The organism is Sphingobacterium sp. UBA6645, from assembly GCF_002455685.1.
GTDB lineage: Bacteria > Bacteroidota > Bacteroidia > Sphingobacteriales > Sphingobacteriaceae > Sphingobacterium > Sphingobacterium hotanense.
The window spans coordinates 11,291-33,516 of sequence record NZ_DKLH01000042.1 but is presented as its reverse complement, the minus strand read 5'-3'; the positions used below and the strand labels follow the sequence as shown (position 1 = coordinate 33,516).

Sequence of the window (22,226 nt, the reverse complement as noted above, 5' to 3'; positions counted from 1 at the left end):
CATGGAAATACAGAAGGTGGCATTTAGCCGCCTTTTTTCGTGAAATATATTGTGACACAATAAATAAGGCGATACGGGGAGTATCGCCTTAAAATCACACTAACTATTAATAAAACCCTATAGAACTAGGTGTTTTCAAAACGTAGATCAGGAATTATCTCCCTGACCTAATGTAAAAGTAAAAACCTTTTATTATAAAATCAAATAAAAGTTGCAACATTTATATTATAATTGAATTTTGTCAAGAGTTTTTAAAAATTCAACCCACGCAACTTGGTCAGTTTTAAAGGTTAAGTCTTTTTGATGCAGTTTTTCCACCGGCATTAATCTAAAAGATTGTAGCTTTCCTTCTACGCTTTTTTCTGTAAAATCGAAGATTTTTGTCTTAATATTTAATTCCACTTTATTAATAGGATGTACTTGATAATAGATGGAAATAATTTGACTATCATTAAAACTTGACTTTTCCCAAAAATCGGTCGTATAGATGTGTTTTACAACCTCGATTTCAAGTCCGGTTTCTTCCATATACTCCCGCTTCAACGCATCCAAAAGTCCTTCGCCATACTCCAGTCCGCCACCCGGAAACTTCGTAAAAGAAACGTTTTCCGTTCGCTCATCACTAATCAAAACTTCACCCTGCTCATTGACTAGAATCCCGTAAACCCTTACATTAAATAAATACATCCTTAAATAAATATGATCTTAAATATTAACAATCTTTTTTGGTAGATATGTCTTCTTAAATCTGCCAAGATGGGAAGAGTACCCCATCCTTGGCAAATCATTTATTCTTATAACAATTCGAATCCCGAAGGAATCGCATTCTCATCCATGCCGACGATGGAGTAGTGTCTTGGTAAGAACCAGGAGATACTATTCATCGCTTGTTCGTATTCCTTTTCGTTAGCAAAGTTTTTCGGAGTCACATTGATCACTAAATCTTGCGTAACGTTTGCCTCATCTTCGTAATTTCTGGCAATCAACATAATCTTTGGCATCTTGACACCATTATACTGTAAATATTCGCGTAATTGCTGACGCACAAAAGCAGGAAGTATCGCTTCGGATGGCTGACCCACCAAAACCTGCTCATCCTTGCCTAGAGCAAAATTTCCGGTGTTTTTAGAGAATAGATGCTCGTCCGTATAAAACTCATTGTTGATTTGCAGGTTGGACAAGTCACCATAGGTGAAAATCCAATCCGGATTAGGTTTATGTGCATTGATGGATACACCAAAGCCATTTCCCAATATTGTTGGTAATTTTTGCTTAATCACGAATGCTTGGAAATTCTCGCCTTCTTCAATCGTTCTCAGGTTAAAGTAAGGGAATCCGTCGTTGCTCATCATGATCTCCGGATCGCCAACCTTGAGATTAGCTTCGTCGATTACTTGAAGAAAATCGGCAATCCATTTCGACTCTCTTTCCGCTAATTCTGTTTCCATTAATTTATTTAAGACGATTGTTTTTTCCAAATCGCCTAAATTTCCTGCGCCTCCGTTAGCATCAAAAAAATGTATCGTGCTCATATAAAATTAAAATACGGCTAAAAGTAGTGATTATTGGATAAAAGAACGACCAACAAGTCAATTTTCCTCTGTTTTCCCGGAAATAGGGTAAGATTAACGGGTTAAATTGCTTACTTTTGTTAAAAAACAAACGCATAGATGTCAGAAACAAATACGACACGACCAGTGCAGTTTAACTCAGCTAAAATGAGCTACGAAGAGTTCCGCGAATTGCTGATTGCCGATTATAAACTAGCTGTACAAAGCCGTTTTGTTAGTCTACTAGGAAGGAAAGAAGTTCTTACCGGTAAGGCTAAATTTGGTATTTTTGGTGATGGAAAAGAACTCGCGCAAATCGCTTTAGCAAAGGTTTTTAAACCTGGAGACTGGCGTTCCGGATATTACAGAGATCAAACATTGGCATTTGCTTTAAACATAAGCACTGTCTATCATTTCTTTTCTCAACTGTATGCAAATCCTACTATCGAAGCCGATACTTCCTCTGCAGGCCGCCAAATGGTTGCCCATTTCGCAATGCCCTTAGTGGACGAAGAGGGCGAATGGATTGATCAAACCCAACAATATAATACCGTCTCGGATATCTCCACTACAGGAGGGCAGATGGCGCGTATACTAGGATTGGGTCTTGCATCCAAACTGTATAAAGACAATCCAAATCTTTCGCATAAGACGAAATTCTCCAAGGATGGGGAAGAAGTCGTCTTTTGTACAATCGGGAATGCAGCGACCTCCGAAGGGGTGTTCTGGGAAACCGTGAATGCTGCAGGTGTAAAACAGATTCCTGTTGTCATTTCCATTTGGGATGATGGCTACGGTATTTCTGTTCCAAATGAGGTACAAACGACAAAAGGCGATATTTCATCCGTCCTTCGCGGATTCCAACGGGATGAAGCAGGCGCAGGCTATGAAATCTTTCGCGTTAAAGGCTGGGATTATGCCGGACTTTGTGAAGTTTATGAAAAAGCAGCGGAATTTGCCAGAACGCAACATCAACCCTGCATTGTCCATGTAACAGATATTACGCAGCCGCAAGGTCACTCAACCTCGGGCTCGCACGAACGTTATAAAGATCAAGATCGCTTGAACTGGGAAACCGAATTCGATTGTAATCAGCGCATGCGCGATTGGTTATTGGAGTCTGGCCTAGCAAGCGATGAAGAGCTAAAAGAAATCGAGTCGGAAATGAAGGATTTTGTTCGTCAGGAACAAAAGAGGGCATGGTCTGATTACCGAAAAACACTGCAAGTTGATTTAGATGAAGGCATCGCCTTATTAGAAAAGCTAAATCACCATGCGGTTGAATTGCCGTTGAAAACCTTATTGTCTTTATCGGACTTATCCCTAAAAGAAGTGTATGTCAATATCCGTCGTGTTATTCGCGATCTGAGAGGTATAGAACTGGAAGGAAAAGCCGAATTGTTAGCCTGGTATCAGGAGAAGCAGAAAGTAAATCACAGCCGATTCAACGACAAGCTATTTACAGATACAAAATACTCACCGCTTAAGGTTGAGAAGATCGACGCAGATATCGACGATAATTCGCCTATTGTGGATGGTCGTGAAGTACTGAACGCTTGCTTTAGAGCGAACTTTGAGCGCGACGCTCGACTCATTGCTTTTGGAGAAGACGTAGGTAAAATCGGCGATGTCAATCAAGGTTTTGCCGGACTTCAGGAAGAGTTTGGTGCACAACGTATCTTCGACACAGGCATACGCGAATCGGCGATTATTGGTAAGGGCTTAGGCCTCGCGATACGCGGTTTCCGCCCGATTGCTGAGATACAGTATCTCGATTACTTGATCTATGCGATGCCGGTATTGAGCGACGATCTTGCCAGCTTGAGCTACAGAACAAAAGGACGCCAGAGAGCGCCTTTGATCGTACGTACGCGTGGTCACCGTTTGGAAGGTATCTGGCACTCCGGGTCACCTATGTCGGTGCTATTAGGAGGGTTGCGCGGTATGCACATCTGCGTGCCTAGAAATATGACCCAAGCGGCCGGAATGTACAATACCTTATTGAATGCTGATGAGCCTGCTTTGGTTGTCGAATGCCTGAACGGTTACCGTTTGAAAGAGAAAATGCCGCACAATGTAGGCGAATTCACAGTGCCGATCGGAAAGGCTGAGTTATTGCGTGAGGGTTCTGACATTACGGTGGTTTCTTATGGCTCTACCTTGCGCATCGTGCAAGAGGCAGCGCTAGAACTAGAGAAGTTAGGGATTTCTATCGAGATTGTCGATGCACAATGCTTATCGCCGTTCGATCAGGATCATCTATGTAAAGCCTCGCTAGAGAAAACAAATAGATTATTAATCGTTGATGAAGACTTCCCTGGAGGTGCATCATCCTATATATTACACGAGATTCTAGAAGTTCAGGGGGGATACTATCTCTTAGATAGTCAACCTCGAACCTTAACAGCGAAAGCTCATCGCCCTCCATATGGTTCTGACGGTGATTATTTCACCAAACCAGCTGTTGACGATGTCGTAGAAGCTGCCTACAAGATTATGACAGATAGCCGGCCAAACGAGTATCCGCCATTATTTTCATAAAATAAATAAATTGTAAAAAAGGGAAGCTGTCTGTGAAGACAGCTTTTTTTTGTTAGAAATTGTCTGGTTTCGTTTCAAACCAGAAAAGAAAGGGAGAGTTTGTCTCGAACCAGGAAAGGAAGGATTTAAGGAGCAGCAGGATCTTACTCATCTTCATAGTCGAAAGTAGTTAAGTATCTAATCGTTAGACTAGATCCTGATAATCCTTAAATCCTTCCTTTCTTGGTTCAGACCAGATATAAGACCAAATCAACCTTTCTTTTGGTCAGACCCCTTGTAAAGCCCTTTCATACCCAATACAAACCCCAATCATAACCGCTCCGGAAGGGCTTTACATTGGGTTTGATAGACTTAAAAAAAGGATGCCTCTGCATTTAGGTCAGTTCTTCATATCGGCCATAACGAAGCGAGCTGCAGTCGATTTAATCAACGCAGCTCGTTTATATTATTTTTTTCTAAAGAGGATTTTAGCTATTGAATAGGCTTGCAGCTCCGATAATTGCTGCTTGCTCTTGAAATTTGCCGATTTCGATTTTGTAATTGCTCAATTGACTTTTATCAGGGAATATTTTGTCCCATGCCTTACTGATGTTTCCACCCATTATAAATTGATGGCAATTGTATTTCTTGCTGAAGAATAATAAGAAATCTAATAGTTGGTCTCGATACTCCGCTAATAATTGTTCAGTTTCAGAGCTGTCTTCGTGCTTTTCAAGAATCTCACGAAGACCAGACTCCTCAAGTCCGGTAAGTTCTTTAAATCGTTTGATAAACCAGCGTGTCACTAAGTATTCTTCGAAGATATCTTCTTGGTATGGGCTGTTCCATAGGTCGGCGTCGAAGGCTTTTTCACCATTATACCATACGGCAGAACCTAAGCCTGTGCCTAGGGTGATTCCAAGAATGCAATCCTCCTTGTCTAATCCACTACCATAAACTTCGCCTTGTAAAAACGCCGCAGCATCATTGATATAACGGATGTTTAGGTTATTAATACCGATTAAATCTTTGATTGGCTCCGTAACCGGCATCTGATACAGCTCGTCATATTTGGACTGTCCTTTCATCAGAGGGATGCCGTTTTCATAATCAAAGGGGCCGGGAGCAGCGATGCCAATGGCTTCAACGGGGCTGTCGACTTTGGATAAACAGTCCCTCATATTGCTCGTCCATTCTTGTAAAATCGATTTAGCTTCTGCTTTCGAATTTACATGCGAGCGGGTGATCGTATCTTCTAAGATAGTCCAATTACTACTGTCGACAATGGCGGAGGTAATGTGCGTTCCGCCAATATCACAAGAAAGAATAAGTTCGTTACTTGGCATTATGATAAGCTTCATATTTTAAGAGGTGGTCAGCGATCACCAATGCAGCCATAGCTTCGACAATGATTACCGCACGTGGAACAACACATGGGTCGTGACGACCTTTGCCAGATATTGTTGTGTCGTCGCCTTGCTCATTGATCGTTGCTTGATCTCTCATAATGGTTGCAACAGGTTTGAAAGCTGTTTTGAAAGTGATATCCATACCATTGGAAATACCACCTTGAATGCCTCCTGAAAAATTGGTTAATGTTTTTATTTTCGAGTCGTGATTTACAAATATATCGTTGTGTTCCGATCCCAGCATTTGTGATCCATCGAAGCCAGAGCCATATTCAAAGCCGTGAACAGCATTGATGCTCATCATAGCCTTTGCTAGATCTGCGTGCAATTTATCGAAAACCGGTTCTCCAAGACCTACTGGAACATTGCGGATGATCGTATTAATTCTACCACCTACCGTGTCGCCATTCTTGCGTACCTGATCGATAAATTCGGTCATTTCGGCCGCAGTGGCAGGGTCTGCGCAACGCACGATGTTGCTTTCGCGTTGTTCTAAGAGTTGTTGCAGATCCGAGGTGTCCAAATTCGGTGCTTCGAGCTTTCCTACGCCAGAAACGTGCGCAAATATTTCTATGCCACGTTGTTTTAAGAAAAGCTTGGCAATGGCTCCGGCAGCAACGCGTGCTGCGGTTTCTCTTGCCGACGAGCGACCGCCGCCGCGATAGTCACGTATGCCATACTTCGTCTGATAGGTATAGTCTGCGTGAGATGGGCGGAATTTGTCTTGGATATGCGAGTAGTCTTTAGATCGTTGGTCTTCGTTAGGAATAACAATGGCTATTGGCGTGCCTGTTGATTTGCCTTCAAATACGCCAGATAGAATCTGTGCAGTATCACTTTCCTTGCGTTGGGTGGTAATCTTCGATTGTCCAGGTCGGCGTTTGTCGAGTTCAGATTGAATAAATTCTTCATCAATTTCGACCAAAGGCGGACAGCCATCTAGTATAACGCCGATTGCTGCACCATGTGATTCGCCGAAAGTGCTAATCTTGAAAATATCCCCGAAAGTGTTTCCTGCCATAATTTGTAAATGCTCGTAAATATAAAAAAATGCGCGTAATAAAAAGGAGTAAATCGTGGAATAATATGCCTTATTCCACGATATGAAAACCCTGCTCAGCAAGGTGTTTCCAGAACGAGGGGTATGATTTCTCTACCACCTCAGGTTCTTCAATAGTTACTTGATCGAAAACTAATGCAAGAGGTGCGAAGGCCATAGCCATACGGTGATCTTCATAAGTTGCGATACTGATTTGTTCAGGCTCGAATACCTTGTCGGTCTTGAGGTGATAAACCTCGCCCTCGGCAATTAACTCCGCGCCGAACTTGCCGATCTCCTGCTGTAATGCCAAGATGCGGTCTGTTTCTTTAATTTTTAATGTTTCAAGGCCCGTAAAAGAGGTGTCTTTTCGCAATGCTGCAGCAACGACCACGACAGTCTGCGCGAGGTCAGGACATTCTTTGAAATCAAACAATGATTTCTTAGAGATCAGCCCTGATTTGCGTAAATGCAGACCATCTTTCTCAAAGGTTGAGGTGACCCCAAAGTGCGTCATGATATCGATTATTGCAAAGTCTCCCTGTAAGCTATGTTTTTTCAGTCCTGGTAGTACAATATGTGCTTCCTGTGCCAATGCGACCATCGCATACCAATATGATGCGGCGCTCCAATCCGGTTCAACATAAATTGTAGCGGGTTGGAAATCCTGCTTCTTGATGGCAATGCTTTGTTCCAGAAAGTCGTATTGTATTCCGGCTTCTTTCAACATTTCGAGCGTCATCGTTACATAGGGTCTCGATGTCAGTTCCCCTTCGATGTTGATCGTCAAACCTTTCTTTAAGGACGACGCAATCAATAGGAGAGAGGAGATATACTGGCTCGATATATTTCCTTGAATAGCAACCTGCTCTTTGCTTTGGAACATACCCCCTTCGATCTTCAACGGCGGAAAGCCGGATTTTTTCTCGTAGTGGATATCGGCGCCAATGGTTTTCAATGCATCGACTAGGATGCCGATCGGACGCTGTTGCATGCGCTCGGTTCCTGTTAGTATAAAGTTTCCTTTTACTAAGTTTAAATATGAAGTCAAGAAGCGCATGGCGGTTCCCGCAGGACCAATGTCAATAGTTTTAAACTCTTCAGTCCCTGTCTTTGCGATTTCCAATGCTGCCTGCAGAGTAACGGTATCAGCGGCTTCCGACAGGTTTTCCACTTTGACGATGCCATCGCTCAAAGCGCGGATAATAAGAGCACGGTTGCTCTCTGACTTGGAGCCAGTAAGTTGAACCGTGCCTCTAATAGTTTTTGATTGATGTGATAATATCAATTTCTCTGTTGTCATTATGCCTCCGCAACAGATTTAGCGTTCATGATTTCGTTTTGTTTGCGGATTGACTCGTTGTGCAATAACTCTAAGAATTTCACTGTGAATTCTTCGCCTAAGTTTAATGCTTTAGCAAGAGAAACGCGTTTTTGAACGATTTCATCCCAACGACTAACCTGAAGGATGGTTACATTATTATCTCTTTTGAACTCACCAATTTTCTCAGCAATCTTCATTCTATCGCCAATTTGTTTGATGATCTGGTCGTCAAGTTTATCGATTTGACCACGTAGTTCTGTTAATTTATCTTCGAAAGCCGGGTTGTTGGACTCAGGCTTACGCACAGAAATAGAATCTAATAAATCCGATAAAGCTGCAGGCGTAACTTGTTGTTTGGCGTCTGTCCATGCTACGGAAGGGTCAATATGCGACTCGATGATCAAGCCTTGCATATCCATATCCATTGCTTTTTGTGTTACGTAAGGGATAAGCTCACGGTTACCACAGATATGGCTAGGGTCGTTGATGATCGGAAGATCAGGAGCGATTGTTTTCAATTGAATGGCAAGATCCCACATTGGTTCATTACGGAACGCCGTTTTTTCATAAGATGAGAACCCACGGTGGATAGCTGCCAATTTCTTGATACCCGCACGGTTAATACGCTCTAAAGCACCGATCCATAAAGAAAGGTCAGGGTTTACCGGGTTTTTAACTAATACCGGAACATCTACGCCCTGCAATGCATCAGCAATTTCTTGTACCGTAAATGGGTTTGCTGTTGAACGCGCACCAACCCAAAGGATGTCGATACCTGCCGCAAGGGCTTCTTCCACATGTTTTGCAGTAGCTACTTCCGTTGCTGTTAATAAGCCGGTTTCTTCTTTAGCACGTTTCATCCACTCCAAACCGATACTGCCGATACCTTCGAATTCGCCTGGACGAGTACGAGGTTTCCAAATACCAGCACGAAGTACATTGACTTTGCCCGTGTTGGCTAATAAATGAGCAGTAGAAACTAATTGTTCTTCCGTTTCTGCGCTACAAGGTCCTGCGATGATTAAAGGTTTGTCTCCAATTTCAATCCATGAATTCAAAGGAAGAATGTCTAATGAGTGTTTCATCTTATTTGCGTTTGTGTTGTTACTTATTTAATTAGATTTAGATTTTTTCGTTTTTCAGGTATTCGCCCATGATGCTGAAGTTGACCGTATGTTTCAATACTTTACGGATAGCAGCATCATAATCTGCTTGTTTTTTCCATTCTACGTCTACATAGAAGTCGTATTCATTGCGACGACCTACAACAGGCATCGATTGGATTTTGCTAAGGTTGACATTTTGCTCCGCGAAGCATTGCAATACAGCAGCTAATGCACCAATGGCGTGCGAAGTTTGGAAGGATAGCGATGCTTTATTCGCATTTTTGATTTCCTGTACCTCATTGGAAAGAATGAGAAAGCGTGTTGAATTTTTCTTGTTGGTTTCAATGCGTTTCTCTATGATTTCCATACCGTATACCTTTGCGGCAGCTTCGCTAGCAATAGCAGCCGTATTCGTTAATTTCTCTTCGACGATCTTTTTCGCACATGCCGCCGTATCCATTCCTTCTTTGATGGTCCAGTCAGGGTGCTCGCTTAGGAATTCATCACATTGGCGGATAGCGATAGGGTGGGACTCGACGAATTTGATGTCGCTTAATTTAGTGCCCGGCAATGCTAATAAGTGCTGCTGGATGTTTAAATGCACTTCGCCGATGATGTGAAATCTGTAGTCGCGAAGGAGGTTGTAGTTTGGAAGAATGCTTCCTGCAATTGAGTTTTCGATTGCCATGACCACGTAGTCAGCTTTGCCTTGTTTTAGTAGTTCGCAAGTCTTTTTGAAAGACTCACATTCTAAAGTTTCGATATCCCTGCCGAAATATTTGTAGGCAGCTTCTTCATGGAAGGAGGCTTTAACTCCTTGGATAGCAATCTTTATCTTTTCACTCATGTTGTTTTTTATTCGGTATTAAATCAAAAAAAAGAGGTCCCAAATTACTTTGGGACCTCTAAATATATCTTTCCATATACTACATACTAGTCCCTGCTCTTATCGCTAAAATAAAAGTGCCAGAAATAAGTATATGTGTTCTTTGTGTTCATTCCCTTAATGTTATGGCTCAAATATAGAGGTAAAATTGATAAGTGCAAAATATTTTTAAAAAAAATGTGAAATATTGTGTTTTATGATCGAAATAATTCGTGTTTTTATGCTATAAAAATGAGTAAAAATTGACGTAAAATTATGTTGTTTTTATATAAAAAATAGGGTTATTATTGTTGTTTATTTTATCTTAGAATTTGCAAACTATTGATAATAAGATTATTGATAAAATAATATGTTTTATTTCTCTTGTAAAAATACGTTCTGTTTTCTAGGTAAAAATGGGTGTAAAAATGAGTTTTTTTCGGCTAAAAATAATCGGTTTTTTATTAAATTTTATCATCGAAAAAAACTGATGTTTTCATGTTGAAACATCTAGTTTTCGAAATATTCTTAACTCGATCGCGTCTAGCGAACTGATTTAGATATCTTTGTTCGGCCATAAACTGGTCTGAGTTTACAATAGAATATTGTCGATATGTTGTTTGTTTTAATATCTGTCTTTTGTTCGGTAACCGTAGCCGTTATCATTAAGATTGCACGCGAAAAGGGTGTTAATTATCTTCAGTTGTTGGTGTGGAATTATCCAGTCGCGCTGTTGATGACTTATTTCGTGTTAAAACCCGAGTTGATTGTCTGGAATAGTTCGCTTCCATGGAACCTTTATATTCCCCTTGGTTTCCTATTGCCAACAATCTTTATTTGTATCGCGATGTCTATTCGATACGGTGGGATCGTTAAAACGGAGGTCGCGCAAAGGCTTTCGCTTTTTATTCCCTTGTTGGCGGCATTCCTCTTTATGGGGGAAAAGATTGTTCCCAAAAATCTAATCGGTATTGGGTTTGGCTTGCTTGCAATCGTATTCTCCATTGGATGGAATAAGCAGAACACGAGCAATGAAAGGAACTATTGGGTATTTCCCTTAATGGTCTTCGTCGGGATGGGGATCATCGATATTCTTTTTAAACAGATTGCATTATTGGCGGGCATTACTTACATGTCGTCGTTATGGATTGTTTTCGTATTGGCATTGGGTTTTGCTCTATTATTCTTGTGTTATCTATTGTTCATCAAAAAACAGGCTTTGGATGTTCGTGCTGTTGCCTATGGTGGAGTATTGGGATTGTTCAATTTTGGAAACATCGTCTTTTATATGAAGGCGCATAAGGCATTGCCGGAGAATCCGTCTTTAGTTTTTACGGCGATGAATATCGGCGTAATCTCTGTTGGAGCACTTGTTGGGGTTTTGCTGTTTCGAGAAAAACTTAGCAATTACAATAAAATTGGGGTACTTTTGGCGATCATATCCGTATTATTAATAGCATTGCTGTGAGTTTATTCGACGATACCTATAGAACCATTGCGGAACCCGCAGATGGAATTTTTAGAGATAAAGGAAGTAAATTTATCGCCTACGCTTATCCTTTTCGGGATGAGAATAAATTGAAAGAGATTATTGCGCAATTGAAAGCCGAGCATCCCAAAGCTCGACATCATTGCTGGGCATATCGCCTTACGCCCGATCGGAGTATCTTCCGCGTCAATGATGATGGGGAACCTTCCGGCACGGCGGGACGCCCCATTTTAAATGTATTGCTCTCGCAAGATATAACGAATGTATTGGTCGTCGTGGTGCGTTATTTCGGTGGCACCTTATTGGGAGTGCCGGGCTTGATAAATGCCTATAAAACAGCGACACAAGAAGCTATCGACGTAGCGGAAGTCGTGGAGCGAACAGTAAATGATGTCTATGCCGTTCATTTTGATTATTTGCAGATGAACGATGTGATGAAAATCGTGAAGGAATATGATCTAAAAGTACTTAGTCAAAACTTTGATACAACCTGTACAATTCATGTAGAAATGCGTAAATTACAGGTAAACGAGGTTGTCGGAAAATTGGACAACATCGAGGGGATTGAAGTAGACTATTTACGGACCATATGATTAACGATTCTGAACTGATTATCAATGCTGATGGGAGCATCTATCATCTTAATTTAAAACCTGAAGACATTGCAGACACGGTTATCTTTGTTGGAGATCCCGACCGCGTAGCTGAGGTATCTAAGTATTTCGATAATATTGAAGTTAGAAAAGGAAAGCGTGAGTTCATTACACATACTGGCTTTCTTGGCGATAAGCGACTTACAGTAATCTCGACTGGAATAGGTACTGATAATATCGATATTGTCTTGAATGAACTGGACGCTTTAGTGAATATTGACTTTGAAACAAAGACGCTGAAGGAGGAGATTAAATCCTTAGATATTATTCGTATTGGGACTTCGGGTTCTATTCAAGGAAATATTGCCATTGGAACTGTTTTGGCCAGCGAATATGCGATTGGCTTTGATACGTTGATGCAGTACTATAAGAAACCCTATACCGAAACCGAAACAGCCATACAAGCGGCGGTAATCGATAGTTTTGAAGACCTCACCTTTAAACCTTACGTAGGACATGCTTCAGAGAAGTTGTTAGCGAAGTTTGCATTTGATATGCCTAAAGGTGTTACGATGACTGCGCCTGGCTTCTACGGCCCCCAAGGACGATCCTTAAGGACGAATAATTCCTATCCACAATTAATAAAGCACGCGAATCAGTTTGCTGTCGGCCAAAGAAAGATTACGAATCTGGAGATGGAAACAGCGGGGATCTACGCGTTGAGCAATATGCTTGGGCATCATGCGATTTCGATCAATGCTATTTTGGCGAGTCGGGTTCAAGAAACATTCTGTGAAAATCCGCAGGAAATCATCGATAATGCAATCAAAATGGTGCTAGATCGTATTTAGATCCCGACGGTTCCTTTTCTTGAGGAATCGAAGCGCAACAAAATAAACAATAATATTGTAAACGACCATAACGAGGAACCTCCATAACTAATGAAAGGCAATGGAATCCCGATAACTGGTACTAAACCGATGGTCATGCCGATATTGATAAAGAAGTGGAAGAATAGGATGGAGGCTACGCCATAGGCGTAGATCCTAGCGAAGGCCGTCCGCTGTCGTTCTGCAATATTCACAATGCGCAGCAGCAAGGTCAGATAGATGGCTGTCAATACGACCGATCCTACGAATCCCCATTCCTCACCGATGGTACAGAAAATAAAGTCGGTACTTTGCTCAGGTACGAAGTTGTATTTTGTTTGAGTGCCCTGAAGGTAACCTTTGCCGAATAACTGTCCGGATCCAATTGCTATTTTCGATTGGTTTAAGTTATATCCACCACCTCTTGGATCGTCGATTTTTCCCAAGACAATGTCGATACGATTTCTTTGGTGCGGCTGCAATATTTTCTCGTATGCGAAGTCGACACATAATACATAGACGGATGAAGCAACAAATAGAATGGCCATGTTGATGACGTTCTTCCGCTTTTTCCGCATCGTGAATGCAAAGAAACCGCAGATTAAAGCGATGCAGCCGATAATGATCCATTGGTTGATCAATAACGCTATGACGAACAAGAAGATCGCTAAACCGCCAATAATTAAAAATCCGGTGCTCAAATATCCTTCCCTATAGAATACAAAGGTTAGCGAGAAGAATGCCAATGCAGAACCAGTATCCGGTTGCAGCATAACTAACGCTACGGGAAATAGGACAATACATGCCCCAACGAATAGGGTCTTTAGATTCGGGTTCTTGTTGGTCTGATTACTGAGATAGTAGGCTAGTGTTAAACAGGTGGCGAGTTTTCCAAACTCCGAGGGCTGAAGACGGAAGCTTCCCAATGGGATCCAAGCCTGATTTCCTGCGACGTTTCTACCTACCACCAACACAAGGATTAAGAGCAGAACGACAATAAAATAGATTATCGGTGCAGAAGACATAAAGAAGCGGGAATCGATAATAAGGATACAGATCCCGATGATTAATGCCGTAAAGATATATATGGATTGCTTGCCGTAGTTCGTGGCGAGGTTGAAAATCCCGGGGTTTTCCGGATCGTAGACCGCGGCATGAATATTAAACCAACCAATAAGACATAAGGTGAACCACAGTAGGATGGTTATCCAGTCAATTCGTCCGAAAAAGCTTTTTTCTTGAAGGCTATTCATGTGTTCTTCTCACTTGGCTATGATGTACTAATACTGCGCTTTGTTCTTTTTTCGGGTCTCGTGCTGCAGACTTTAAGGGTGCTGTCGTTTTATTTTTTGTACTATCCTTCGGGTTTTTAGTGCTGTCTTTTTTGACTTCGGTTTCCTTCGGTTTCTTCGGCTTCGGAAGAAGATTAGCATTATAAACGCGATCTTGGATATACTTCGGTAAGGTGATGGTATCTTTCAAGTATTTCTCAACGAGCATAGATGCAATCGGAGCTGCCCAAGTACCACCATAACCAGCATTCTCTACGAAGACAGCGATTGCGATTTTTGGGTTATGACGAGGTGCAAAAGCAAAGAATACAGCATGGTTTTCCCCGTGCGGGTTTTGTACAGTTCCTGTCTTTCCGCACATCTCTATCCCTGGAATACGTGAGGCTGCGCCTGTACCGCCCTGATTGACCGCTTGGCTCATGCCTTCGATCACTGGCTCGTAATATTTGGCATCAACACCGGCAAATATCTTTTCGGTAAACTCTTCTTTGACGATCTTTTTCTCTCCGATTCCTTTGATTAGGTGCGGACGATAATAGAATCCACGGTTGGCAACAATTGCCATAATATTCGCCATTTGCAAAGGCGTAATACCTAGCTCTCCTTGCCCGATGGATAGGGAGATGTTATATCCTGAACGCCAAGAGCCATTGCCGTAGCGCTTTGTATAAAAATCTGAGGTAGGAACCAATCCTGGTTTTTCTCCTGGAAGGTCAATCCCTAAGCGATGTCCTAGACCAAACTTACCAAGCGCTTCACGCCAAAGGTCATATGCTTTCGGTCCACTCATCCCTCTGGAATCAATCATCTTGGCATATACATAGCCGTAGTAGGTATTGCAGGACATTTTGATGGACTTCACTAATCCTGTGGCACCATCGACGTGGGTACAGCGCATAATCGCGCGACCGCCGCCATAGCGATAACCACCAGGACAATAAAATACCGACTGTTCATTGATAACGCCCGCTTGTTGTCCCGTCAATGCTGCCACGACTTTAAATACCGAGCCTGGAGGGTAGGAGGCCTGTATTGGGCGGATAAACATGGGTTTCGTCTCGTCGTAGAGCAACTTCATATAGTTATTGCCCAAGTCGCGACCAACCATCATATTCGGATTGTAGGAAGGACTGCTGACGAAGGTTAAGATTTCACCCGTCGAAGGCTCGATAGCTACGACTGATCCCAGCTTATTCTTCATCATTTTCTCTGCTAACACCTGCAGGTCTTTATCTAGGGAGGATACCAGTCCATCACCTGTAACAGCGACCGTATCGTATTTTCCCTCCATAAAACTTCCCTTCGGTCTGTTCAACGCATCGACCATTTGGTTCTTAACACCTCGTTTGCCGCGTAAAAGATCCTCATAAGCTCTTTCTACGCCGGAAGCACCGATATAATCACCAGGGCGGTAAAAGCCATCTGACTTTTCGATATCTCGCTCGTTGACCTCTTGGATGTATCCGAGGAATTGCGCAGCGATACTGTCCGGATAACTTCTAACGGTACGGTTTTGATAATAGAATCCTCTAAACTTATATAGATGTTCTTGAAACTTCGCGAAGGTTATCGAGCTGACCTGTTTCATAAACTGCGAAGCGCGATAGGGCGAATGCGCCTTTGCTTTCTTCATGCGTGTATTGAAATCGGCTGTGTCGATATTTAATAGATTGCAAAGCAAGACGGTGTCGATATCTTTGACCTCTCTCGGGGTCACCATGATATCATATACCGGCTCGTTTTGAACAAGTACCTGTCCGTCGCGGTCTAAAATAACTCCACGAGCAGGATAGACAATAACCTTCCGCATCACATTATTGTTGGCCGATAGCAGATACCGGTCATCGATAATTTGCAGATAGAAAAGCCTTGCGACTATAACCAATGCAATGGCTATGAAGATTCCTTGAATGACGAATTTACGGTTGAAGAAACTATTATTCATGAATGAAATGACCGTAACAAATGTTAATTACCTAATAAGCGCGATTTCCTTTTGTAGAACAATAAACTCATCAGGATGATCAGCAATATCGTGAATATGGAGCTTAACAAAATGCTGAATAAAGTGCTCAGATAATTGTTAAAGCTGAAATATTCCACGTGCAACAATACGATATGATGAATTAAAGTACCTATGGAAATATAAGAAAAAAACCACTTATTTCCCATTATGCCTAATGAAGGGGTTTCGAAGGAACCCTGAACATCGACGTCTAGGGTGATGTTAAAGAAGAATGTTCTGAACCATACCAAAGCAACGGAAGCCGCTGCATGTACTCCTATGGTATCATAAAAGGCATCCACTGTCAGTCCGGTCAGAAAAGCAATAAGATATAATATAAAATTGGGAGTACCGATTGGTAACAAAAAGATAATAAGAATATACGGAAATGGAGTCGCAAGGTTATAATATCCAATGTTCTTGAACAAGACTACCTGCATTGCAATCAATACAATGAAGCGAACGATATTGAAAATAAAAACTTTACCCATTGTTGTCTTCCGTCAGCTCCTCTAACTGATTCTTTTCATTTTCCAGCAGATCTTTTACCACATAAACATGGTTCAAGTTGCTGAAGTTCGTTCTTAATTTAATGCGCACATCTAAAAAGCTTTCACCAGATTGTATTCCTGTCTCTTCCACCGAGCCGATCTCAATCCCTTTAGGGAATAAAGAGAACCCCGATGTATAGATCTTTTGTCCCTTCTGAACTTTTACGTGATTCGGGATATCCTTTACCATCGCATATTGTGGGTCTACATTATTTCCCCACACTAAGGCACCAAATACATTGGTCGTGTCCAGGGTCACTGAAATACGCGTGTCGGGATGGAGTAGGGACTGTATGGTGCTAAAATGTGGAGATACATTCAAAACAATGCCTACCACACCATTGGATGTAATAACGCCAAGTCCTTTCTGGACGCCATCGAGTGCTCCTTTATTGATCGTAATGAAATTACTCTTCTGATGTATACTGTTGTTTACAACCTCACCCATTACGAATTGATAACGGTTTTCTTCAATTGAATCTTGTAATGAAATGGAATCGACAGTGTCTTTTAAGATGTAGTTCTGTAATTGCTGACGTAATAATGCGTTCTCCTGTGCTAAATTCTTGTTCGCTTCATCCAAAGCTAGATAGCTCTTCCACGAATTTAATTTGTCGTAGAAAGAACCCACAACGACATTGGAAGAGTTGATAAAGGACGAACGTTGATAGCGATTATTTTGAACAACCAAGATTAAAGCAACAGTAAAGAAGAGTACAAACCAAAAGAAGGCATTGTATCTAACCAAGAAAAGCCAAAGGTTTTTCATTCTTGTTGTCTTTTAATAGCTACGCGATATAACGTTTAAAAAGAACATTATATCGCGCAACGAATAAATATATCTCAGTTTATTATTACTGCATTAAGAACTTGAAGCGTCCTATATTTTTCAACGCAATACCTGTACCTCTTACTACGGCGCGAAGTGGATCTTCTGCAACATGTACTGGTAACTTAGTTTTTGCTTGAATACGCTTGTCTAATCCTCTTAATAAAGCACCACCACCAGTCAAATAGATACCAGTTTGATAAATATCTGCGGATAGTTCCGGAGGGGTAATCTCTAATGCTTTAAGGATAGCTTCTTCAATTTTAGAAATTGATTTGTCTAAACAGTGTGCAATCTCGGTATAAGAAACCGTAATCTGTTTAGGAATACCGGTCATAAGGTCACGACCTTGAACAGCGAAATCCTCAGGTGGGTCGGTAAGCTCAGGTAGAGCAGCACCAACTTCGATTTTGATTTTCTCCGCTGTACGGTCTCCAATCATGATGTTATGCTGACGACGAATGTATTGAACGATATCAGAGTCGAAGTTGTCTCCGGCAACACGGATAGATTGGTCGCATACAATACCAGATAGCGCAATTACAGCAATTTCCGTAGTACCACCACCAATATCGATGATCATGTTTCCAACAGGCTCTTCAACGTCAATCCCGATACCAACAGCAGCAGCCATAGGCTCGTGGATCAAATAAACCTCTTTTGCTCCTGCAATCTCCGCAGAGTCACGAACAGCGCGTTTCTCAACCTCCGTAATACCGGAAGGTATACAAACGACCATGCGTAAAGATGGGAAGAACCAACTCTTACCATTATTTACTAGTTTAACCATACCGCGAATCAAGTGCTCAGCAGCCGTAAAATCTGCTATAACACCATCACGTAATGGTCTTACCGTTTTTATATTATCGTGAGTTTTTCCCTCCATTTGCATAGCCTGACGACCAATCGCAATCACTTTGTTTGTCGTGCGGTCGAAGGCAACTATCGAAGGTTCATCAACTACTACTTTATCATTGTGAATGATTAGGGTGTTAGCTGTACCCAAGTCTATTGCAACTTCTTGCGTAAACCAATTAAAAAGCCCCATTTATATGTGAAAGTATAATTAAAAATTTTATGCAAACCTAATGAAAAAAAATGGTTTTTAAATAATTACTCCCTGAGAAAAATCATCTTTTAACTAAGCCATTTAACAATGATTTACAATCTGGTAGAAATAACGTATCAGTTGGTTTTTTTATTGTATGGATACGCCGATGTAATAGTTAAAAGTGTCAACCCCAATGCTTTCTTTTGTAAGCCCATCTAGTCGCATCAGCTTGAACTTACTGGTTGGTTTTATCAATTGACGTTTACCATCTTTATCAAAAATATGTACCGGCATATCAAAGTTTTCCACTTCTGAAATCCAGCGGATCATGAATACTCCAGGGCTATTTTCAATGATCTCTAGGGTCGGTATGCTTTTGTGTTGAACATACTGTTCGAAAACCTTCGTCAGGTCGATTCCACTTTGCTCATTCATGTAATTTAGGATGTCTTGATAATCGACCGTCTGATGATAGAATTTTGCATTCATTCCGCGTAGTAAAGATCGCCACTTTTCATCGTCATCGATCATGGTGCGGATCATATTGTGCAGAACGCCGCCCTTGTTATACATGTCGCCCGAACCTTCCTTATTTACGTTATATGGGCCCTGAAGCGGGATATCATTTTGAATGCCGCGTCGATTCCCATTGACATAAGCTTGACTCGCCTTTTTACCGTAAAAATAATCGATAAAAAGTGCTTCGGAATAGTTCGTGAAACTCTCATGTATCCACATATCGCCTAGGTCTTTGGCTGTGATGTTGTTTCCAAACCACTCATGTCCAGACTCGTGGACAACAATGAAGTCCCATTTTAGACCCCATCCTGACCGTGAGCCATCGCTTCCCAAATAGCCGTTCTTATATTTGTTACCATAGGCAATTGCACTCTGATGCTCCATTCCTAAATGGGCAGTTTCTACAAGTTTATAGCCATCCTCATAAAAAGGATAGGGACCAAACCAGTGTTCGAATGCCTTCAGTGTTTCGTTTGCATTCTTTTTCAGATGTTCAATCTTATCTTTGTTTTCCTGCAATACATAATAGTCTAACGACAGCGGGCCTTTTTCGCCAGCGTAAGTCTCTTGGAAATGCGCATAATCGGCAATATTTAAAGCGATATTATAATTGTTGATTGGATTGTCTACTTTCCAATGGTACTTGGTATATCCGCCCTTCATCTTCTCGGTTTTAACCAATCTGCCGTTCGACACATTCATCAATCCGTTGGGAACTGCTACAGAAATCAACATGCTATCCACTTCATCGGATTGATGGTCCTTGTTCGGCCACCATACGCTCGCACCAAGCCCCTGACAAGCCGTTGCTACCCAAGGCTTACCCTGACTATCTTTCTTCCAATCAAAGCCTCCATCCCAAGGCGCACGTGTCGCCTGAATTGGATTGCCCGAATAATGTACAGTAAAAGAGTCTAATTTTCCTTTCTCTATATAATCTGGAAAAGTGACGAAGACCGCATTATATTCTCGCGTAAAGGAAAGCGATTTACCGCGGTACTCCACCTTGTCGACCGATAGATTGTCGAATAAATCAAATTGAAGCTTATTGAAGCGATCTACGGCTGCAAACTTAAATAGATTGCTGCCAGAGATAAACTTATTATCAATATCAACTTTCACATCCAGGTGATAATATTTGATGTCATAGCAGGTGCGTAGGGGAGTAAGTTCTCCGCGTAATGAATCTGCTTTGGTATATATTTCTTTTGCCTTCATCAGTTGCGCCTGTGGCGCTGAAATGCCAGAAAGCATCGCTAAACCGATGAATAACGGTTTCAAATTGATCATAAATAGACTTTTAAATTAATTTAAGCATTAAGCGTTCGACTTGCGATTATTGAAGTAGGTCGTAATCTCCTCTAACGAAAAAGCATTCAGACATCTTTCCGCAGATAGACCTCCCTTTCTTGCCACGTAGATGCCGAATTCCATATCCAGGAAGCCTTCCTTGCGGTGAGCATCCGGGTTTACTGAAAGTAAAACTCCTTTATCTAAAGCGTATTGATGCCAACGCCAATCTAGGTCTAAGCGAAGAGGATTTGCGTTGATTTCAATCACAACATTGTTCGCTGCGCATGCGTCGATCACTTTCTTAAAATCGATTGGATAGCCCGCGCGAGACAAGAGTAATCGGCCCGTAGGATGTCCTAGCATTGTGGTGTAGGGGTTTTCGATTGCTTTGATCAAGCGCGTGGTCGCCTTTTCTTCATCCATCTTTAAGTTGCTATGGATAGAGGCAACAACGAAGTCAAACTTTGCTAACACGTCATCGGGATAATCGAGAGAGCCGTCGGAAAGAATATCCGACTCAATGCCCTTGAATATTTTGAAGGGTGCCAGTTCTGCATTTAATCTGTCGATCTCCGCCCATTGTTGTTCTAAGCGCTCGATAGAAAGACCATTTGCATAGACCGCGGTCTTGGAGTGATCACATATACCTAAGTACTCCATCTTCAATTCATCACGAAGATATTGCGCCATTTCTTTTAAGCTGTGAACCCCATCGCTATAAGTCGAGTGGTTATGCAGCGAGCCTTTCAGATCAGCATAAGTAATTAAACGAGGAAGGGCGCTGTTTTTTGCAAGCTCGATTTCATTCGTTCCTTCGCGCAGCTCGGGTTCAATATAAGCTAAGCCCAATGCTGAATAGATGGCATCCTCGCTATCTAATGATGGTATTTCTCCAAAGCCCTTTAATAGTTCAATATGCAAAGCAGAGCCGGTAGTCAATAGCAAATTCTTAGCGAAGTCATCCGTCTTGCTCAGGTGGACCTTAAAAGGCGTATTATTTTCGTCACGAAAGTTAAGGGTCAAGTGTTCAGTGTCGACGGCAAACTCATTATCAAGCGCTCTAATCGCTTCTATGGCGACTTCGTTTGGCGCGTCAGTAATAAGCTCCACATGTTGTAATACCTCCGCTTTGCGACGGAAATCACCCGTAAATTCTACCTGATAATCTTTCAAGCTTGCCTTCAGTGAAGCAAGGATCGTATGAGCAGAGTTTAAGACTTTAGCAAACAAATACCAACCCTGATTGGCAATCGAGAATTCGATCGCCTTCTTGATGTCTTCTTGCGTCTTTAATCCAAACCCTTTCGCTTCGACCAATCTATTCTCATTGCAAGCATAATATAGTTCGCCGACTGACTCAATTGCCAGATCATTCCAAATAATTTGAATCTTCTTAGGGCCTAATCCTTTTATCTTCAGCATTTCAACAATACCCTCAGGCGTTTTCTCCAACAACTTCTCCAAATCAGGGAAAGTTCCTGTCGTTATCACCTGCATAATCTTTTCGGCGGTGCTTTTCCCAATATTCGGTTGCTCGCTAAGCTCTTCTAGATTAGATCCGCTAGCAGCAAACGGCAATTTGTCGATACGAAAGGCAGCGCCTGCCATAGCTTTTGTTCGGAAAGGATTCTCATTGTGAAGCTCCATAAGCTGTCCACATAATTTGAATACTTTAGCTATGTCTTTATTTGTCATGATGATGTTGTTGGTGAAACTCAAAAATACAAATCTTATTTCAATAAAAGCTTTGCAGGATTTGTTGGAGCAGTAATAGCTGGCGCATGGACTACAAACCATCTGAAAGCCACCTTACATAAAAAATCCTGAGGCGGGGAACCTCAGGATTTTTACCAAACCAATTATTAACCTAAATTATGAAATTTTTACTCTTTTACTTTTTACTACACTAATAACGCAATACT

General features: G+C 41.7%; 18 protein-coding genes. 4 read left to right on the top strand and 14 right to left on the bottom strand.

Annotation, left to right across the window (positions count from 1 at the left end; genetic code table 11):
• Positions 1 to 225: 225 nt before the first annotated feature.
• Both B2400_RS06805 and B2400_RS06800 read right to left on the bottom strand, forming a co-directional pair.
• Entirely contained in the window at positions 226 to 687 is a 462-nt protein-coding gene (locus B2400_RS06805) for an NUDIX domain-containing protein (RefSeq protein WP_260040850.1), read from the bottom strand.
• A gap of 107 nt (positions 688 to 794) precedes the next feature.
• Positions 795 to 1,532, bottom strand: a complete 738-nt coding sequence (locus B2400_RS06800; RefSeq protein ID WP_293932041.1) for a hypothetical protein — start codon at positions 1,530 to 1,532, stop codon at positions 795 to 797.
• A 138-nt stretch (positions 1,533 to 1,670) separates the two neighbouring features.
• Here B2400_RS06800 and B2400_RS06795 point away from each other — a divergent pair, with 138 nt between their 5' ends.
• Complete coding sequence (locus tag B2400_RS06795; protein WP_293932040.1) at positions 1,671 to 4,091, top strand: alpha-ketoacid dehydrogenase subunit alpha/beta; 2,421 nt, start codon at positions 1,671 to 1,673, stop codon at positions 4,089 to 4,091.
• Positions 4,092 to 4,558: 467 nt separating this feature from the next.
• On the opposite strand, the gene B2400_RS06790 is transcribed toward B2400_RS06795, so the two are convergent.
• From B2400_RS06790 to B2400_RS06770, 5 genes are all read right to left on the bottom strand, one after another.
• A complete protein-coding gene (locus B2400_RS06790) occupies positions 4,559 to 5,431 on the bottom strand; it encodes an ROK family protein (protein ID WP_293932038.1) in 873 nt (290 codons plus the stop codon).
• Complete coding sequence (gene aroC, locus B2400_RS06785; RefSeq protein ID WP_293932036.1) at positions 5,406 to 6,500, bottom strand: chorismate synthase; 1,095 nt, start codon at positions 6,498 to 6,500, stop codon at positions 5,406 to 5,408. Before aroC ends, B2400_RS06790 begins: the two co-directional genes overlap by 26 nt.
• 70 nt (positions 6,501 to 6,570) lie before the next feature.
• On the bottom strand, positions 6,571 to 7,821 hold the full coding sequence (aroA, locus tag B2400_RS06780; RefSeq protein WP_293932034.1) for a 3-phosphoshikimate 1-carboxyvinyltransferase: 1,251 nt from the start codon (positions 7,819 to 7,821) through the stop codon (positions 6,571 to 6,573).
• Complete coding sequence (locus B2400_RS06775) at positions 7,821 to 8,927, bottom strand: chorismate mutase (RefSeq protein WP_149526770.1); 1,107 nt, start codon at positions 8,925 to 8,927, stop codon at positions 7,821 to 7,823. The genes aroA and B2400_RS06775 overlap by 1 nt, the downstream gene beginning before the upstream one ends.
• 37 nt (positions 8,928 to 8,964) lie before the next feature.
• The gene (locus B2400_RS06770) at positions 8,965 to 9,795 is read right to left on the bottom strand and encodes a prephenate dehydratase (protein WP_293932031.1); all 831 of its coding nucleotides are present in this window, start codon (positions 9,793 to 9,795) and stop codon (positions 8,965 to 8,967) included.
• A gap of 631 nt (positions 9,796 to 10,426) precedes the next feature.
• On the opposite strand from B2400_RS06770, the gene B2400_RS06765 reads away from it, so the two are divergent.
• From B2400_RS06765 to B2400_RS06755, 3 genes are read left to right on the top strand one after another with little or no spacing between them, the layout of a single operon-like run.
• On the top strand, positions 10,427 to 11,281 hold the full coding sequence (locus B2400_RS06765; protein ID WP_293932029.1) for an EamA/RhaT family transporter: 855 nt from the start codon (positions 10,427 to 10,429) through the stop codon (positions 11,279 to 11,281).
• Positions 11,278 to 11,895: a YigZ family protein gene (locus B2400_RS06760; protein ID WP_149526767.1), complete on the top strand. Its 618-nt coding sequence runs from the start codon at positions 11,278 to 11,280 to the stop codon at positions 11,893 to 11,895. The genes B2400_RS06765 and B2400_RS06760 overlap by 4 nt, the downstream gene beginning before the upstream one ends.
• Positions 11,892 to 12,746, top strand: coding sequence for a nucleoside phosphorylase (locus tag B2400_RS06755; protein WP_293932026.1), 855 nt, complete (start codon positions 11,892 to 11,894; stop codon positions 12,744 to 12,746). Before B2400_RS06760 ends, B2400_RS06755 begins: the two co-directional genes overlap by 4 nt.
• Here the strand turns inward: B2400_RS06755 and rodA are convergent.
• The 7 genes from rodA to B2400_RS06720 all read right to left on the bottom strand — a co-directional run bounded on the left by rodA (position 12,743) and on the right by B2400_RS06720 (position 21,999).
• Positions 12,743 to 14,017: a rod shape-determining protein RodA gene (gene rodA / locus B2400_RS06750; RefSeq protein ID WP_293932024.1), complete on the bottom strand. Its 1,275-nt coding sequence runs from the start codon at positions 14,015 to 14,017 to the stop codon at positions 12,743 to 12,745. The genes B2400_RS06755 and rodA overlap by 4 nt on opposite strands.
• Positions 14,010 to 16,001 carry a penicillin-binding protein 2 gene (gene mrdA / locus B2400_RS06745; RefSeq protein WP_149526764.1) on the bottom strand — a complete coding sequence of 664 codons (1,992 nt, stop codon included), beginning with the start codon at positions 15,999 to 16,001 and terminating at the stop codon, positions 14,010 to 14,012. The genes rodA and mrdA overlap by 8 nt, the downstream gene beginning before the upstream one ends.
• A 23-nt stretch (positions 16,002 to 16,024) precedes the next feature.
• The gene (locus B2400_RS06740; RefSeq protein ID WP_149526763.1) at positions 16,025 to 16,552 is read right to left on the bottom strand and encodes a rod shape-determining protein MreD; all 528 of its coding nucleotides are present in this window, start codon (positions 16,550 to 16,552) and stop codon (positions 16,025 to 16,027) included.
• On the bottom strand, positions 16,545 to 17,381 hold the full coding sequence (mreC, locus tag B2400_RS06735; protein ID WP_149526762.1) for a rod shape-determining protein MreC: 837 nt from the start codon (positions 17,379 to 17,381) through the stop codon (positions 16,545 to 16,547). The genes B2400_RS06740 and mreC overlap by 8 nt, the downstream gene beginning before the upstream one ends.
• Before the next feature lie 85 nt (positions 17,382 to 17,466).
• The gene (locus tag B2400_RS06730) at positions 17,467 to 18,489 is read right to left on the bottom strand and encodes a rod shape-determining protein (protein ID WP_149526761.1); all 1,023 of its coding nucleotides are present in this window, start codon (positions 18,487 to 18,489) and stop codon (positions 17,467 to 17,469) included.
• 150 nt (positions 18,490 to 18,639) lie between these two features.
• Positions 18,640 to 20,265 carry a M1 family metallopeptidase gene (locus B2400_RS06725; RefSeq protein ID WP_293932112.1) on the bottom strand — a complete coding sequence of 542 codons (1,626 nt, stop codon included), beginning with the start codon at positions 20,263 to 20,265 and terminating at the stop codon, positions 18,640 to 18,642.
• Between the two features lie 63 nt (positions 20,266 to 20,328).
• Positions 20,329 to 21,999 (bottom strand): DNA polymerase/3'-5' exonuclease PolX, encoded by a 1,671-nt coding sequence (locus B2400_RS06720; protein ID WP_293932019.1) that lies wholly within the window; start codon positions 21,997 to 21,999, stop codon positions 20,329 to 20,331.
• Between the last annotated feature and the right edge of the window lie 227 nt (positions 22,000 to 22,226).